The sequence below is a fragment of the Staphylococcus sp. B1(2026) genome, from assembly GCF_058895785.1.
Genome location: NZ_JBZXTS010000031.1, coordinates 1 through 15446, shown reverse-complemented (window position 1 = coordinate 15446; position 15446 = coordinate 1). Strand labels below are relative to the sequence as shown.

Annotated in this window: 12 protein-coding genes; all 12 read left to right on the top strand. The window is 30.9% G+C overall.

The genetic code is table 11. From position 1 onward, the window contains the following. Positions 1–180 precede the first annotated feature (180 nt). Positions 181–546, top strand: a complete 366-nt coding sequence (locus tag AC5EAH_RS05865; protein ID WP_493493837.1) for an Asp23/Gls24 family envelope stress response protein — start codon at positions 181–183, stop codon at positions 544–546. Positions 547–583: 37 nt separating this feature from the next. Then, complete coding sequence (locus AC5EAH_RS05860) at positions 584–2242, top strand: DAK2 domain-containing protein (RefSeq protein ID WP_493493836.1); 1659 nt, start codon at positions 584–586, stop codon at positions 2240–2242. A gap of 159 nt (positions 2243–2401) precedes the next feature. Continuing rightward, entirely contained in the window at positions 2402–3070 is a 669-nt protein-coding gene (sdaAB, locus tag AC5EAH_RS05855) for an L-serine ammonia-lyase, iron-sulfur-dependent subunit beta (protein WP_493493835.1), read from the top strand. A 9-nt stretch (positions 3071–3079) separates the two neighbouring features. Next, entirely contained in the window at positions 3080–3958 is an 879-nt protein-coding gene (sdaAA, locus tag AC5EAH_RS05850) for an L-serine ammonia-lyase, iron-sulfur-dependent, subunit alpha (protein ID WP_493493834.1), read from the top strand. A 35-nt stretch (positions 3959–3993) separates the two neighbouring features. Further along, the gene (recG, locus tag AC5EAH_RS05845) at positions 3994–6015 is read left to right on the top strand and encodes an ATP-dependent DNA helicase RecG (protein WP_493493838.1); all 2022 of its coding nucleotides are present in this window, start codon (positions 3994–3996) and stop codon (positions 6013–6015) included. A gap of 4 nt (positions 6016–6019) precedes the next feature. Continuing rightward, entirely contained in the window at positions 6020–6652 is a 633-nt protein-coding gene (locus AC5EAH_RS05840) for a class A sortase (protein ID WP_493493833.1), read from the top strand. Positions 6653–6744: 92 nt separating this feature from the next. Further along, on the top strand, positions 6745–7740 hold the full coding sequence (gene plsX, locus AC5EAH_RS05835) for a phosphate acyltransferase PlsX (protein ID WP_493493832.1): 996 nt from the start codon (positions 6745–6747) through the stop codon (positions 7738–7740). Positions 7741–7916: 176 nt separating this feature from the next. After that, positions 7917–9584: a formate--tetrahydrofolate ligase gene (locus AC5EAH_RS05830; RefSeq protein ID WP_493493831.1), complete on the top strand. Its 1668-nt coding sequence runs from the start codon at positions 7917–7919 to the stop codon at positions 9582–9584. A 141-nt stretch (positions 9585–9725) separates the two neighbouring features. Next, complete coding sequence (rnc, locus tag AC5EAH_RS05825) at positions 9726–10454, top strand: ribonuclease III (protein ID WP_493493830.1); 729 nt, start codon at positions 9726–9728, stop codon at positions 10452–10454. Between the two features lie 16 nt (positions 10455–10470). Further along, complete coding sequence (gene smc / locus AC5EAH_RS05820; protein ID WP_493493829.1) at positions 10471–14034, top strand: chromosome segregation protein SMC; 3564 nt, start codon at positions 10471–10473, stop codon at positions 14032–14034. A 3-nt stretch (positions 14035–14037) separates the two neighbouring features. Then, a complete protein-coding gene (gene ftsY, locus AC5EAH_RS05815; RefSeq protein WP_493493828.1) occupies positions 14038–15156 on the top strand; it encodes a signal recognition particle-docking protein FtsY in 1119 nt (372 codons plus the stop codon). A 99-nt stretch (positions 15157–15255) separates the two neighbouring features. Beyond that, a partial coding sequence (locus AC5EAH_RS05810) for a hypothetical protein (RefSeq protein ID WP_493493827.1) occupies positions 15256–15446 on the top strand: 191 nt, incomplete at its 3' end.

Genomic DNA, 15446 nt, shown 5'->3' with positions numbered 1-15446 from the left:
ACATTATCACATGTGAATGAGAATAGTTATACTATCACTCTTTTTATAATGACATTTTACATCAAATCAAGTATAATTAAAAAAGTATGGCTATATAAGTAATACTAAAAGTAGTCATTAATATTAAAAATTATTATTAAAATAAACAGTATACTTATGAACATTAAGGAGGATTCTTATATGTCAGTAGAACTAAAAAATAATGTCGGCAATATTGTTATTGAAGAAGAAGTGATTGCGTCAGTTGTTGGTGGTGCTGCAGTTGAATGTTATGGTATCATCGGCATGGCATCAAGACATCAAGTAAGAGATGGCATAGCTGAAATTTTACGTAAAGATAATTATTCAAAAGGTGTTGATGTAACACAAGAAGATGGAAAATTAATTATTTCATTATACATTATCGTTATGTATGGTACTAAAATTTCTGAAATAGCTTCTAATGTACAGTCAGCAGTTAAATATCAAATAGAGAATAGTTTACAAATAAATGTGGATGCAATCAATGTTTATGTCCAAGGTGTACGTGTAGTTGTACCTGAATAGATGTTAATTGATTAAAGATGAGGAGGACATGTATAACATGAAAACAATTGATGGGATTAAATTTGCTCAGATGATCAATCTAGGTGCGAGCAATTTAGCAGCTAATGCAGATAAAGTAGATGCATTAAATGTTTTTCCAGTACCAGATGGTGATACGGGAACAAATATGAATTTATCGATGTCTTCTGGGGCAACAGAAGCTGTATCAAAACAAGAACAACATATCGGTAATGTCGGTAAAGCTTTTGCTAAAGGTTTATTAATGGGTGCACGTGGAAATTCTGGTGTTATTTTATCTCAATTATTTCGTGGTTTTTCGAAGTATATTGAAGAGTATGCAGAATTAGATGCTACAGAATTTGCTAAAGCATTTGATTATGGTGTCAAAGTAGCTTACAAAGCAGTTATTAAACCAGTTGAAGGAACAATTTTAACAGTTGCTAGAGAAGCAGCAGAAGCAGCAATGGCTGCGATTGATACAACTGATGATATCATTGATATGATGAAAATTATTGTTGAAGCTGGACAAGTTTCATTAGAAAATACGCCTGAATTATTACCAGTATTAAAAGAAGTTGGTGTAGTTGATTCTGGTGGACAAGGGTTAATGTGTGTTTATCGTGGATTTTTAGCAGAATTAACAGGTGAAAAAATTCAAGGTGTTGAAGTTAAAGTAAATATTGATAAAGTAGATTTAACTGCTAATGATGAGCATCATTTACGTGATTTTATGAGTCCAGAAGATATAGAGTTTGGTTATTGTACAGAATTTATGGTTCGTTTTGACAAAGAAAAAGGACGTTCATTTGATGAAGAAACATTTAGAAAAGAAATGAGTCAATTCGGTGATTCATTATTAGTTATTTCTGATGATGAAGTAGTTAAAGTACATATTCATGCTGAACATCCTGGTGATGTATTTAATTATGGTCAGCAATATGGTGAATTAATTAAAGTTAAAGCAGATAATATGAGAGAACAACATCGTGAAGTGTTAAAATCAGATCGTGCTAAAATGAATCCACAAAATCAAAAACCATTAGATTATGCAATTATAACTGTTGCTATGGGATCAGGTATCGCAGAGATGTTTAAATCTATGGGTGCTAATTTTGTGATTGAAGGTGGACAAACAATGAATCCATCTACAGAAGATTTTGTGAAAGCGATGAATCAAATAAAAGCCGAACGCTATATTTTATTACCTAACAATAAAAATATTATTTTAGCAGCAAAACAAGCAGCAGAATTATCTGAAACTAATGTTATTGTGGTCGAAACACGCTCAGTACCACAAGGTTTAGCAGCATTGCTGGCCTTTAATTCTGAAGTAAGTTTAGATGAAAACATGGAAAGTATGACATCAAGTTTAGATAATGTAAAAACAGGTCAAATTACTTTTGCTGTTCGTGATACAAAAATTGATGGTGTTGAAATTCATAAAGATGAGTTTATGGGTATCAATGAAAGTAAAATTATTTCATCAAATAAAGATCACATGACAGTTATTAAACAATTACTTGCCTCTTTAATAGATGAAGAAAGTGAAATTTTAACAGTCATTGTTGGTGAAAATGTAGAAGATACAGTAGTTGATGAAGTATTGAACTATTGTGAAACAACTCATCCAGAAGTAGAAGTCGAAATTCATAAAGGTGAGCAACCACTGTACACATTTATTTTTGGTGTAGAATAGTTTAATAGAATTAAATAGAATTAACGATAATTGTAACTTATATGATGTAAGTCATCTTTTATCGTTAATTCTATTATTTAGTTTGTATCAATAACTTGTTATTCTCTATGAGAAAATGATAAATTAAAGTTATTATATTATATAAAGGAGTTATTTCTAATGAAATACAGAAGTGTGTTTGATATTATCGGTCCAATTATGGTAGGTCCTTCAAGTTCTCATACAGCTGGTGCTGTAAGAATTGGTCTGATTGCACATGATTTATTTGAAAGTCAACCTACAGAAATTCAAATTTCTCTTTATGGTTCATTTAAAGATACGTATAAAGGGCATGGTACTGATGTTGCGCTCGTTGCAGGTATTTTAGGTTTCGATACGAATGATACACGCATTCCTAATAGTTTAGCAATTGCAGAAACATTAGGGATTAATATTACATTTAAGGAAATGCAAGAAACAAGGCCACATCCGAATACCGCTCATATTTTTTTAAAAAATAATAATGGTAATACTTTAGAAGTTGAAGGGATTTCTATCGGTGGTGGAAAAATTGAAATCACACAATTAAATGGATTTGAAGTTGCAATGTCAGGTAATTCACCAGCTTTATTAGTTTTTCATAATGATAAATTTGGTGCGATTTCACATGTTACTAAAGTATTGTCTGATTATCAGTTGAATATCGGTGCAATGCAAGTGTCGCGTCATGAAAAAGGAAAAATTGCTTTGATGACCATAGAATTAGATGAAGAAATCCCATCAATTGTAATTGATAAAATTAATCAATTAGAGGGTATATTAAAAGTCACGACAATGAAGGATGTGTAGGATTAAAATATGTTTAGAAATATTGCAGAATTACTAGAACAATCAGAAACATTGAATATGCCAGTATCAGAAATAATGATTACACAAGAAATGTCGGAAACTGGTTTATCTCGTCAAGAAATTTGGACTAAAATGGAACAAAATTTAGAAGTGATGACACAAGCTATTGCACGTGCTGATAAAGGCGTAAAATCACCTACTGGATTAACTGGTGGTGATGCAGTCAAAATGAGAAATTATATTGCACAAGGTCGTAGTATTTGTGGTGAAACATTTTTGTCTGGTGTTGCGGGTGCAATAGGAACTAATGAAGTGAATGCAGCAATGGGCATTATTTGTGCTACCCCAACAGCAGGTTCAGCAGGTGTGGTACCGGGATGTTTATTTGCAGTGGCGGAGAAATTTAACTGCACACATGAACAAATGATTCGCTTTTTATTTACTGCTGGTGCTTTTGGCTTTGTTGTAGCAAATAATGCCTCAGTATCAGGTGCAATGGGTGGTTGTCAAGCCGAAGTCGGCTCAGCAGCAGCTATGGCAAGTGCAGCAATTGTTGAAATGTTAGGTGGTAGTGCTAAACAATCAGCGCACGCTTTTTCTATTACATTAAAAAATATGTTAGGACTAGTTTGTGATCCGGTTGCGGGTCTTGTAGAAGTACCTTGTGTAAAACGAAATGCTAGTGGTGCAAGTAATGCGATGCTAAGTGCTGATATGGCTTTAGCAGGTATTGAAAGTAAAATTCCTGCTGATGAAATTGTAGATGCAATGCATAAAATTGGTCAAAGCATGCCGTCTGCATTAAAAGAAACTGCACAAGGGGGATTAGCCGCCACTAAAACAGGTAAGCATTATGAAAGTATAATTTTTAAAAAAGAAAACGTATAAATTAAGGAGTAAGATGATTGAAAGCGTTAAATAATATGCAAGTGCAATATTTAAAAGGTATTGGACCGAAAGTGTACGAAAAATTAGCTGAATTAAATATTCATACTGTACAAGATTTATTATTATTTTTGCCTACGCGTTATGAAAGTTCAGAAATTGATGATTTATCTACAGCACAGCATAATGATAAAGTTAAAGTGATTGCGACGATTAGTTCAATACCACAAGTCACGTTTTATGGCCATAAAAAATCAAGACTAATTTTCACAGCTTTAGTTAATGATATTGCCGTTAAAATCGTCTTTTTTAATCAACCTTTTTTAAAAAATCAACTTTCATTAAATCAAGATATCGTCGTGACAGGTAAATGGGATTTACGAAAACAACAATTAAGTGCTAATAAATATCATGTTTATCAACATAATGCTTCAGCAATGCATCAAGGAGCTATGGAAGCAATTTATCCATTGAAACAGTTAATTCATCAAAAAACTTTTTATAAATATTTAGAACAAGCCTTACCTTATATTGAACAACTTGAAGATGATTTACCATCTTATTTGATTGATAAATATCAGTTATTACCATTCTCAGCAACTATTTTGACTTTGCATCAACCTAAAGATATGTTAACATTCAATCTAGCAAAAAAATCTTATATTTTTAGAGAATTATTTGATTTTCAACTTAAGCTTCAACTGAAAATGCAACAATTAAAAAATGTTCAAAATGATGGTATTGCTATTCGTTATCAATTACCTAAAATCAAACAATTTATTAAAGATTTACCTTTTGAATTAACTGAAGCACAAAAAAAGACGGTTAATGAAATTTTTTATGATTTAAAATCTACTTATCGTATGAATCGTTTATTACAAGGTGATGTCGGTTCAGGAAAAACGATTGTTGCTGCATTAGCAATGTATGCGGCAGCTACAGCTAATTATCAAAGTGCTTTAATGGTGCCAACTGAAGTTTTAGCAGAACAACATGCTAATAGTTTAGTTGAATTATTTACACCGTATGGAATTAATATTGCTTTATTAACAAGTTCAGTCAAAGGAAAATCACGTCAATTAATTTTAGAACAATTAAAAAAAGGTGAGATTGATATTATTATTGGTACACACGCACTGATTCAAGATGAAGTACAATTTAAATCAATAGGTATTGTTATTACTGATGAACAACATCGTTTCGGAGTTAAACAGCGTCGTTTATTAAAAGATAAAGGAATGGATACCAATGTTTTAATGATGACAGCAACACCCATTCCAAGAACTTTAGCTATTAGTACTTTTGGTGATATGGATGTGTCTATTATAAAAGAATTGCCTAAAGGTCGTAAAAAAATTGATACTCGTTGGGCAAAAACACAACAATTACCAAGTGTATTGCAGTTAATGACTCGAGAATTAAATAAGGGATTTCAAGCTTATGTCATTTGTCCATTAATCGAAGAATCTGAACATCTAGAGTTGCAAGACGCTTTAGATATGTATCATAAATTAACACAATATTATCAACAATCACCTTACAAAGTTGGTTTATTACATGGTAGAATGTCAAGTCGAGATAAAGAAATAATAATGCAACAATTTTTTAATAATGAAATTCAAGTATTAGTATCAACAACAGTAATCGAAGTCGGTGTTAATGTAGCGAATGCCACATTTATGCTAATTTCAGATGCTTCGAGATTTGGTCTATCTACACTACATCAATTACGTGGACGTGTGGGAAGAAATAGTCATCAATCTTATTGTATTTTAGTAGCTGATCCTAAAAATGAAGCAGGTAAAGAACGTATGAAAATTTTATCAGAAGTGGCAGATGGTTTTGAATTATCTGAACGCGATTTAAAAATGCGCGGACCTGGTGATTATTTTGGCTATAGACAAAGTGGTGTACCAGAATTTCGTTATGCCAATATTGTTGAAGATTACCAAATTATGGCACAGGCTAGAGAAGAAGCAGCTATACTAGTCAAAAATATTGAATTTTATAAAACTAAGTTATATACTAGGATAAATAAAAATATAGAAATTATGGAGTAATCGTATGAGTAAATTTAAAAATACTTTACGTTGGCTTGCTATTGTCATATTATTAATCACTTCAATTACTTTGATTTTTTGGAATCAAATTAGAGCATATATGACAAATCAAGTTAATGATAAAATTATCACAGCATATCAAGAAGATAAAAGTGATGTTGAAATTAATTGGTGGGAAAAATATTTATCAGAAGGTAAACAAGATAATATTAAAATTACAGATAATATGTTAGGTATTATTAATATTCCATCAGTAAATATTAGTGAGCCTATTTTTAGAGAAGCAACTGAACAACATTTAATTGATGGTGTAGCTACTGTCCTTGCTGAAGACAAAACTGGTTTACTTGATGAACAAAATGTTGCCATTGCAGGTCACTCTGTACAAGGTGTAGGTATTAGATTTAATAACTTACTAAAAATTAAAGAGGGTGATGAAGTTCAAATTGTGACTAAAGAAGGTATGAAAAAATATAAAGTTTATAAAATTTATAATGTAGGTCCAAGTCAAATTGAAGAAGCATACAATCATCCAGGTGAACCACAAGAAGTGACACTAATTACATGTACTTCTTATAATAGTTCAACAGACGTTTGGGAAGAACGAATGATTGTTAAAGCTAAAATAGTAGAATAAAAATATAAGAATGCTTGAGCATTCTTATATTTTTTGTTTTATTAAATAGGTATGTTATAATATTTAATAATATTAAATAAGAGAGGTAAGTTATGAAAATCGCAGTAGATTTAATGGGTGGAGATCATGCGCCAAATAGTATTATAGAAGCGGTTAAATTGTTTAATGAACAATTTCCTGAGATACATCTAATGGTTTATGGTAGTCAAGAAGCTTGTCAACAATTAACAACATTAAAAAATGTCACAACAGTTATTTGTGAAGATATGATTTTAAATGATGACGAACCAGTGAAAGCAATTAGAACAAAAAAAGAAGCATCAATGGTCAAAATGGCTTATGCTGTACGTAATGGAGAAGCTGATGCTTGTATTTCTGCCGGTAATACAGGTGCTTTATTAGCAGCAGGTGCTTTAATTGTAGGTCGTATTAAAGGTATTCAACGTCCAGCATTAGCACAAGTTTTACCAACATTATCTGGTAAAGGAACAATGTTTATGGATTTAGGTGCAAATGTAGATGCTAAACCAGAGCATTTAGAACAATATGCTATTTTAGGACAATTATATGCTCAAAGCATACGTCAAATTAAATCACCTAAAATTGCGTTATTAAACATAGGAACAGAAGATAAAAAAGGACACGAACTTGCAAGAAAAACATTTGATAAACTACAAACTAATACTTCAATTAATTTTATCGGTAATGTAGAAGCACGTGAATTATTAACAGATAGTGCTGATGTTATTATTACTGATGGTTTTACAGGAAACATGGTATTAAAAACAACTGAAGGTACAGCAAATTTATTAATGTCTATATTGAAGTCGACTTTTATGAAAAATATTAAAACTAAGTTTGCCGCTGCTTTGATAAAAGAAGATTTAAAAGAAATGAAAAGTTTACTAGATTATAGTGAATATGGTGGAGCTTACTTATTAGGACTTAAAAATCCAGTGATTAAAGCACATGGTTCTTCAGATAGTTATGCTTTTTTTAATGGTATTCGTCAAGCCATGTTAATGCAAGAACAACAAATTGCAAGTTTAATTGAAGAAGTAGTACTAGAAAGCCAAAAAACGAACTAAAAACTAAAAATATAATAGCAATAATAAAAAATGTACGTTTATTATTGCTATTTTTGTATTTTAAGATAAAAATGTATTTATTATTGAAAAGTATAAGGTTTCGTGATAAATTAAAGGAGTAGTAGATAGGTTGCTTTTATAATCCATAATATTTTTTTTATAAAGGAGTAAATTTAATGACAAACAGTGATTTACAAATTGCACAACAAGCACATTTAACGGATATTCGTATAATTGCTAAACAATTGATGATTGAAGAAGAGAATTTAGAACTATACGGTAAATATAAAGCAAAAGTTAATCGACATTTATGGCAAAAAGTAAAAGATAATGCTGACGGTCATCTTGTTTTAGTGACATCAATTAATCCTACACCTGCTGGTGAAGGAAAATCAACGGTGACGATTGGTTTAGCACAAGCATTAAATCAATTGAATAAAAAAGCAATTGTAGCACTGCGCGAACCATCACTAGGTCCAGTTATGGGGATTAAAGGTGGTGCTGCTGGTGGTGGGTATGCACAAGTTGTACCGATGGAAGACTTAAATTTACATTTTACAGGCGATATTCATGCAATTACAACTGCAAATAATTCTATCTCAGCCTTTATAGATAATCATTTATTTCAAGGGAATGAACTAGGTATCGATCGTGTTGTTTGGAAACGTTGTGTTGATTTAAATGATCGTGCATTAAGAGGTGTCATTGTTAATACCGCAATGCGTCAAGGTAAAGAAACACGACCAGATGGTTTTGATATTACAGTAGCATCAGAAATTATGGCAGTCCTTTGTTTAGCCAATGATATAGATGATTTAAGACAACGATTAGCGAAAATGGTTGTCGCATACAAAAAAGATAACACGCCTATTACTGTCGCTGATTTAAACATTCAAGGTGCTTTAACTTTAATTTTAAAAGATGCGATTCAACCTAATTTAGTACAAACATTAGAAAATACACCTGCTTTTGTTCATGGTGGGCCTTTTGCTAATATTGCACATGGTTGTAATTCAGTACAAGCGACTAAGTTAGCTTTAAAATTAGGTGATTATGCCATCACTGAAGCAGGTTTCGGTGCCGATTTAGGCGCTGAAAAATTTTTAGATATTAAATGTCGTCAGGCTAATTTGCATCCGAATGCTATTGTTATCGTTGCAACTATTCGTGCATTAAAAATGCATGGTGGTGTAGAGAAAGATCAATTAGCTGTATCAAATTTAGCTGCTTTAAAATCAGGAATTGTCAACTTAGAAAAACATATTGAAAATATTCAACAATATAAAGTACCATTTGTGATCGCTATTAATAAATTTATTACAGATAGTGATGAAGAAATTAATTGGTTATTAGATTGGGCTAAACAACATCATTATAAAATTGCTTTAACGGAAGTATGGGAACATGGTGGCCAAGGTGGTATTGCTTTAGCACATGAAGTTATTGAATTATGTGAGCAGCAAGAGTCGCATTATCAAGCACTTTATGATACAAATTTATCAATACAAGATAAAATAAATATCATTGCTACTAAAATATATGGTGCGAAAGACGTTAAATATAGTGATGAGGCATTAGAACAACTTAAAATATTTAATGATAATGGTTGGGATAAATTACCTATTTGTATGGCAAAAACACAATATTCTTTATCAGATGATCCAACAAAATTAGGTAGACCAGAAGCATTTACTTTAAATATCCGACAATTACGTGCTTCAGTAGGTGCTGGTTTTATCGTGGCCTTAACAGGTACAGTAATGACTATGCCAGGATTACCGAAACAACCTGCTATGCTTAATATGGATATAGATGATGATGGGCAAGTTATCGGTTTATTTTAATTAAATCTATGATTAACACCTCCTTATAAGACATTATAAGGGGGATTATTTTATATAAGAAAAGTGACACATTTAATTTATTTAATGACATTTTAGAAAATCTAAAGTAAAATTAATATATAATTTAGAAAGGAGATTATGATGGCTAAAATAAATCATTATCAACAACAAGTACAACATTTTTTAACAAAATTCGATAAATTCTGCCATATGCATCAAATTGATGTGCAAGATAAACAATTATTTGTTCAAGCATTTTCACATTCATCTTTTGCCAATGACTTTCATTTAGGCTATTTAGCGCATAATGAACGTTTAGAGTTTTTAGGTGATGCGATATTAGAATTGACGGTGTCACAATATTTATTTAATCGTTTTCCTAATAAACCTGAGGGAGAATTGACAAAAATGAGAGCAACAGTCGTTTGTGAACCTTCACTTGTAATATTAGCAAAACAATTAAATTTTAATCATTTATTATTGTTAGGTAGAGGTGAAGAGAAAACAGGTGGGCGAGAACGACCATCTATTTTAGCTGATGTTTTTGAAGCATTTATTGGTGCATTATATTTAAATAGTGGCATTGAAGCTGTTAATGTGTTTTTACAAAATATTATGTTTCCAATGATAGATAAAGGTGAAATATTTGTTCATTTCGATTCGAAAACGCAATTACAAGAATTAGTACAAGGTAAGGGATGGCCTACAGCTATTTATAGATTAGTAAGTGAAAGTGGTCCGGCACATCATAAATTATTTGAATGTGAAGTGTTAATTAATCAAACAAGTTATGGGACAGGTAAAGGTCGTACTAAGAAAGATGCTGAGCAAAATGCTGCTAAACAAGCAATTAAAAAATTACAAAATTAATAATTAGAAATGGAGAATGAGCGTGTACTTAAAAAAAATTGAGAGCATAGGTTTTAAATCTTTTGCTGACAAAATATCAGTTGATTTAACACACGGATTAACGGCGATTGTTGGCCCAAATGGCTCAGGAAAGAGTAATATTATTGATGCAGTTCGATGGGTACTTGGAGAACAATCTGCTAAAAGTTTACGTGGTAGAAAAATGGAAGATATTATTTTTGCTGGTACAGATTTACGTGCACCGTTAAATTTAGCAGAAGTCACATTAACTTTTGATAATAAAGATCATCAACTTCCAATAGATAAGGATGAAATCGAAGTCACGCGACGCTTATATCGTACAGGAGATAGTGAATATTTAATCAATCAACAAAATTGCCGATTAAAAGATATTGTTGATTTATTAATGGAGTCTGGTTTAAGTCGTGATGCCTTTTCAATTATTTCACAAGGCCGTGTAGATGAAATTTTAAATAGTAAGCCAGAAGATCGTCGTGGCATCATTGAAGATGTTGCAGGTGTATTAAAATATAAACAGCGTAAAAAAGAAGCAGAGAAAAAATTAGCAGAAACTAAAGATAATTTATTACGTATATATGACATTATTAAAGAATTAGAACAACAAATAGAACCTTTACGCGAACAATCTGCAGTAGCTCAAGAATATGTCAGTTTAAAAGAAGAATTGAAAACATATGATATTAGCGTCGTAGCAAAAGATATATTAACTGCAAGTAAAGCCTATAAACAATTACAACAAGATATACAATCAATTACAACGATGATTAATAATCGTGAAGTACAATTACAACAAGATACAGAACAGCTTGGTCAATTAAAAGCAGAATATCAACAAATAGAATTATTATTAACAGATTTACATCAACAAGAATTACAATTGACAAGTCATGTAGAACAGTTGCAAGGTCATATCAATGTTATTAATGAGCGCAGTAAAAATCAGTCGGAAAATGATCGTAATTATGAAAAAGAAATGATACAATTACAACAAACGATTGATATGATTAAAGAAGATAGTGATCAATTACAACAACATTACCAACAACTGGCAACACAAAAACAACAAAAGAAATCACAATTGCGACAATTAACTGAGCAGACAACTAATTTTGAAGCACATATTGAACAACAATTAGAAATTTTAAAAAATCAACATTTCAGTTTATTAACCGAACAAACTGAAATCGAAAATAAACTACACTATCAATCAACACAACAGACACAAGATTTAGAACAACAACAACGTATTACATTACGTTTGACGCAATTAGATGAAGAAATTTCACAACAAACACAGCAAACACAAGATTTAGAACAACAATTATTAAAATTCAATAAGCAATTTTCACACTTACAACAACAATATGATAAACAAAGTGCAGAATATTTAGTGATAGAAGAACAACGTTCTGAACATCGTAAAAAATTACAGCAAGGATATCAATTGCAAAGTCAATTATCAGCTAAGTTAACTGGTTTAGAACGTTTAATTAATGAGAATAGTACATTCTATTCAGGTGTTCGTGCCATTCTAAAGCAAAAACAACCAGGTATTCATGGTGCAGTTGCTGAATTAATTAATGTAGAAAGTACAGAACGTTTAGCTATTGAAACAGCTTTAGGTGCAACGCAACAATATGTGATAGTAGATGATGCGCAAGTAGCCCGAACAGCAATTACTAAGTTGAAACAATTAAAAGCAGGTAGAGCGACATTTTTACCCTTAGCCATTATTCAACCTAAACAATTACCACAACAAGTATTTCAAGCTATTTATCAACATGAAGGATTTATAGGTATTGCTGCTGACTTAATTCAATATGACGCGAAGTATCGTTCTATTATTCACCATTTATTAGGTCAAATTATCATTGCTAAAAATTTAACTTTTGCGAATGAGTTAGCTAAAATTATTCAATATCGTTATCGTATTGTCACTTTAGAAGGTGATGTTGTTAATGCTGGTGGTGCTATGACAGGTGGTGCCAATAAACAAACACAACAATCAATTTTACAAATAAAAGAAGAACAACAACAAGTGCAACAACAATTAACTGCACTTCAACAACAAATACAACAATTAGAACAAACAGTTAAAGAGAAAGAACTTTATTGGCAACAATTAGAACAACAATTACCATTAATAAGACAACAATTTGAACAACAAAAACTAGAACAACAACAGTTAACTATTCAATTAACTAATCAACAAAGTGAGTTAGAGAAATTACAAAGATTACATCAAGATACCGCAAATGAATTGTCAATTATTAAACAAAGAGAAGCAACATTAGATAGTTCTACTTATCAACAAAGACTATCAGCCATTGAACAACAAATTTTAACAATTAATGAAGCAATTGATCAGAAAAAATCAGAACAATTAAATTCTAAATTGGCATTTGATGAATTAATGCAAACTATCGCAACAATTAAGATGGATGTAGCACTATTATCAGAACAATTAAAAGTCACAACAGAAAAAATTGAAGATAAATCACAATTGTTAGAAGCAAGTGAAAAGAAATTAGCTCAAGTGAAACATAATATGTCACTGTTGAAACATCATCAAGATGATGATCAAACTTTATTACAATCTTATAAAGAACAATTAGTTACACAAAAACAACAGTTAGTAACTGTCCAAGAAACTTTATCTCAAACGCAAAAAACTAAAGTGAATACACAGTTAACGATTAATAAACATGAACGATTATTAGCAAATGCTGAAGCGGAATTATCAGAACAGAAAAATATATTAGCGAACCAACAGGTACAATATAATCGTTTAGATGTTCAAATAGATCATTTAATAAATTATTTAGAACAAGAATATCAATTAACTGCACAATTAGCTCAAGAATTGTATCCTTTAACTGTCGATTATGACGAAGCTAAACAACAAGTTAAATTATTAAAATTATCTATTGATGAATTAGGTGACGTGAATATCGGTGCTATTGCTGAATTTGAACGTGTTAATGAGCGTTATCAATTTTTATCAGAGCAAAAATTAGATTTAGAAGAAGCACAAGCATTACTATTTGATGTAATTAATGAAATAGATATAGAAGTTACAACAAGATTTAAAACGACTTTTGATCAAGTTGCTAAATCCTTTAATTATATATTTGAACAATTATTCCAAGGTGGTTATGCTGAGTTAATACTAGATAATCCAGATAATTTGTTAGTTTCTGGTATTGAAATTAATGCACAACCACCAGGTAAAAAATTACAACATATGTCATTATTGTCAGGTGGAGAACGTGCACTAACAGCAATTGCATTATTATTTGCAATTTTAAAAGTTAAAGCTATGCCATTTGTGATTTTAGATGAAGTGGAAGCAGCATTAGATGAAACAAATGTTATTAGATATGCTGAATATTTACAAGTGTTTTCAAAAGAAACACAATTTATTGTCATTACTCATCGTAAAGGAACGATGGAACGTATGGATACATTGTACGGTATCACGATGCAAGAAAAAGGTGTTTCCAAAGTAGTCAGTGTTCAATTAACTGAAATAGAACAACAAATTGATATAAAGGAGTAAATTATGGCAAAATTTTTTAGTAAATTAAAAACAAAATTTTCTAGTAAATCTGAAACACAACAAGAACGAGATTTAAGCCAATTATCTGAAGGTGAAATCGTTGGTGTACAAGATTTTGGTTTAATGTCATTAGATGAATATGAAAAAATAGAAGAACAAGAAATCGGTATGCGATTTAAAAAAGGATTAGAAAAATCGCGTCGTCAATTCCAAGGTGCTTTAAACGATTTAATGGCACGTTATCGTGAAGTTGATGAAGAGTTTTTTGAAGAATTAGAAGAATTATTAATTCAAGCTGATGTCGGTTTTGATACGGTGATGACACTTGTAGATGAATTAAAACAAGAAGTGAAATTAAAAAATATAAAAGAAACAGCTGATTTAAAAGAAATGATCGTAGAAAAATTAGTGGATATTTATCAACGTTCAGATGATAATGTTAATCAAACGATTAATATGCAACCAGAAGGTGAATTAACTGTTATTTTATTTGTTGGTGTGAATGGAGTAGGTAAAACAACGACGATTGGTAAATTAGCACATCGATATATTTCTCAAGGAAAAAAAGTCATGTTAGCCGCAGGCGACACTTTCCGTGCAGGAGCTATTGATCAATTACAAGTATGGGGAAATAAAGTAGGTGCAGAAGTTATTAAACAATCTGAAGGTTCAGATCCAGCAGCTGTTATTTATGATGCTATACAATCAGCAAAAGCTAAAAATATTGATATTTTAATCTGTGATACGGCCGGACGTTTGCAAAATAAAACCAATTTAATGAATGAACTAGAAAAAGTTCATCGTGTCATACAGAAACAATTACCAAATGCACCACATGAAGTATTATTAACATTAGATGCTACCACAGGTCAAAACGCCTTATCACAAGCACAAGCTTTCAAGCAAGCAACTAATGTAACAGGTATTGTTTTAACTAAATTAGATGGTACTGCAAAAGGTGGTATTATTTTAGCAATTAAAAATGAATTAGCTATTCCGGTTAAATTAGTTGGTCTTGGTGAACAAATGAATGATTTACAGCCATTTGATGCTGAAAAATATGTTTACGGTTTATTTGCAGATATTATAGATGATAGTGAAGCACAAACAGCAATTGAGTAAGCAGTTAGTGTAAAGTTATTGTTGGTCGAAAATAGAAAAGAAATAAATTCTCATGCTATACTAAAAGTGCCTAAACTAAAGAAAGCGAGAATTTATTTCATGACAATTATATCACAATTAGAAACGTTAATACTAGATAATAAGGAATTATTAATAGAAATTGTTGGTGGTAACTATAATGAGTTATCCCTTTCTGAAATAGTTAAGAATAGTAAAACTAACTTAGAAAAAATAGGCAGAAATCTGATTCAATATTTAATGGCACCAGGTAACTATTATTATTTATTAGA

Coding starts and splice junctions, on each gene's coding strand:
- AC5EAH_RS05865 (WP_493493837.1), top strand. CDS start 181: ATGTCAGTAGAACTAAAAAATAATGTCGGCAATATTGTTATTGAAGAA.
- AC5EAH_RS05860 (WP_493493836.1), top strand. CDS start 584: ATGAAAACAATTGATGGGATTAAATTTGCTCAGATGATCAATCTAGGT.
- sdaAB (WP_493493835.1), top strand. CDS start 2,402: ATGAAATACAGAAGTGTGTTTGATATTATCGGTCCAATTATGGTAGGT.
- sdaAA (WP_493493834.1), top strand. CDS start 3,080: ATGTTTAGAAATATTGCAGAATTACTAGAACAATCAGAAACATTGAAT.
- recG (WP_493493838.1), top strand. CDS start 3,994: ATGCAAGTGCAATATTTAAAAGGTATTGGACCGAAAGTGTACGAAAAA.
- AC5EAH_RS05840 (WP_493493833.1), top strand. CDS start 6,020: ATGAGTAAATTTAAAAATACTTTACGTTGGCTTGCTATTGTCATATTA.
- plsX (WP_493493832.1), top strand. CDS start 6,745: ATGAAAATCGCAGTAGATTTAATGGGTGGAGATCATGCGCCAAATAGT.
- AC5EAH_RS05830 (WP_493493831.1), top strand. CDS start 7,917: ATGACAAACAGTGATTTACAAATTGCACAACAAGCACATTTAACGGAT.
- rnc (WP_493493830.1), top strand. CDS start 9,726: ATGGCTAAAATAAATCATTATCAACAACAAGTACAACATTTTTTAACA.
- smc (WP_493493829.1), top strand. CDS start 10,471: ATGAGCGTGTACTTAAAAAAAATTGAGAGCATAGGTTTTAAATCTTTT.
- ftsY (WP_493493828.1), top strand. CDS start 14,038: ATGGCAAAATTTTTTAGTAAATTAAAAACAAAATTTTCTAGTAAATCT.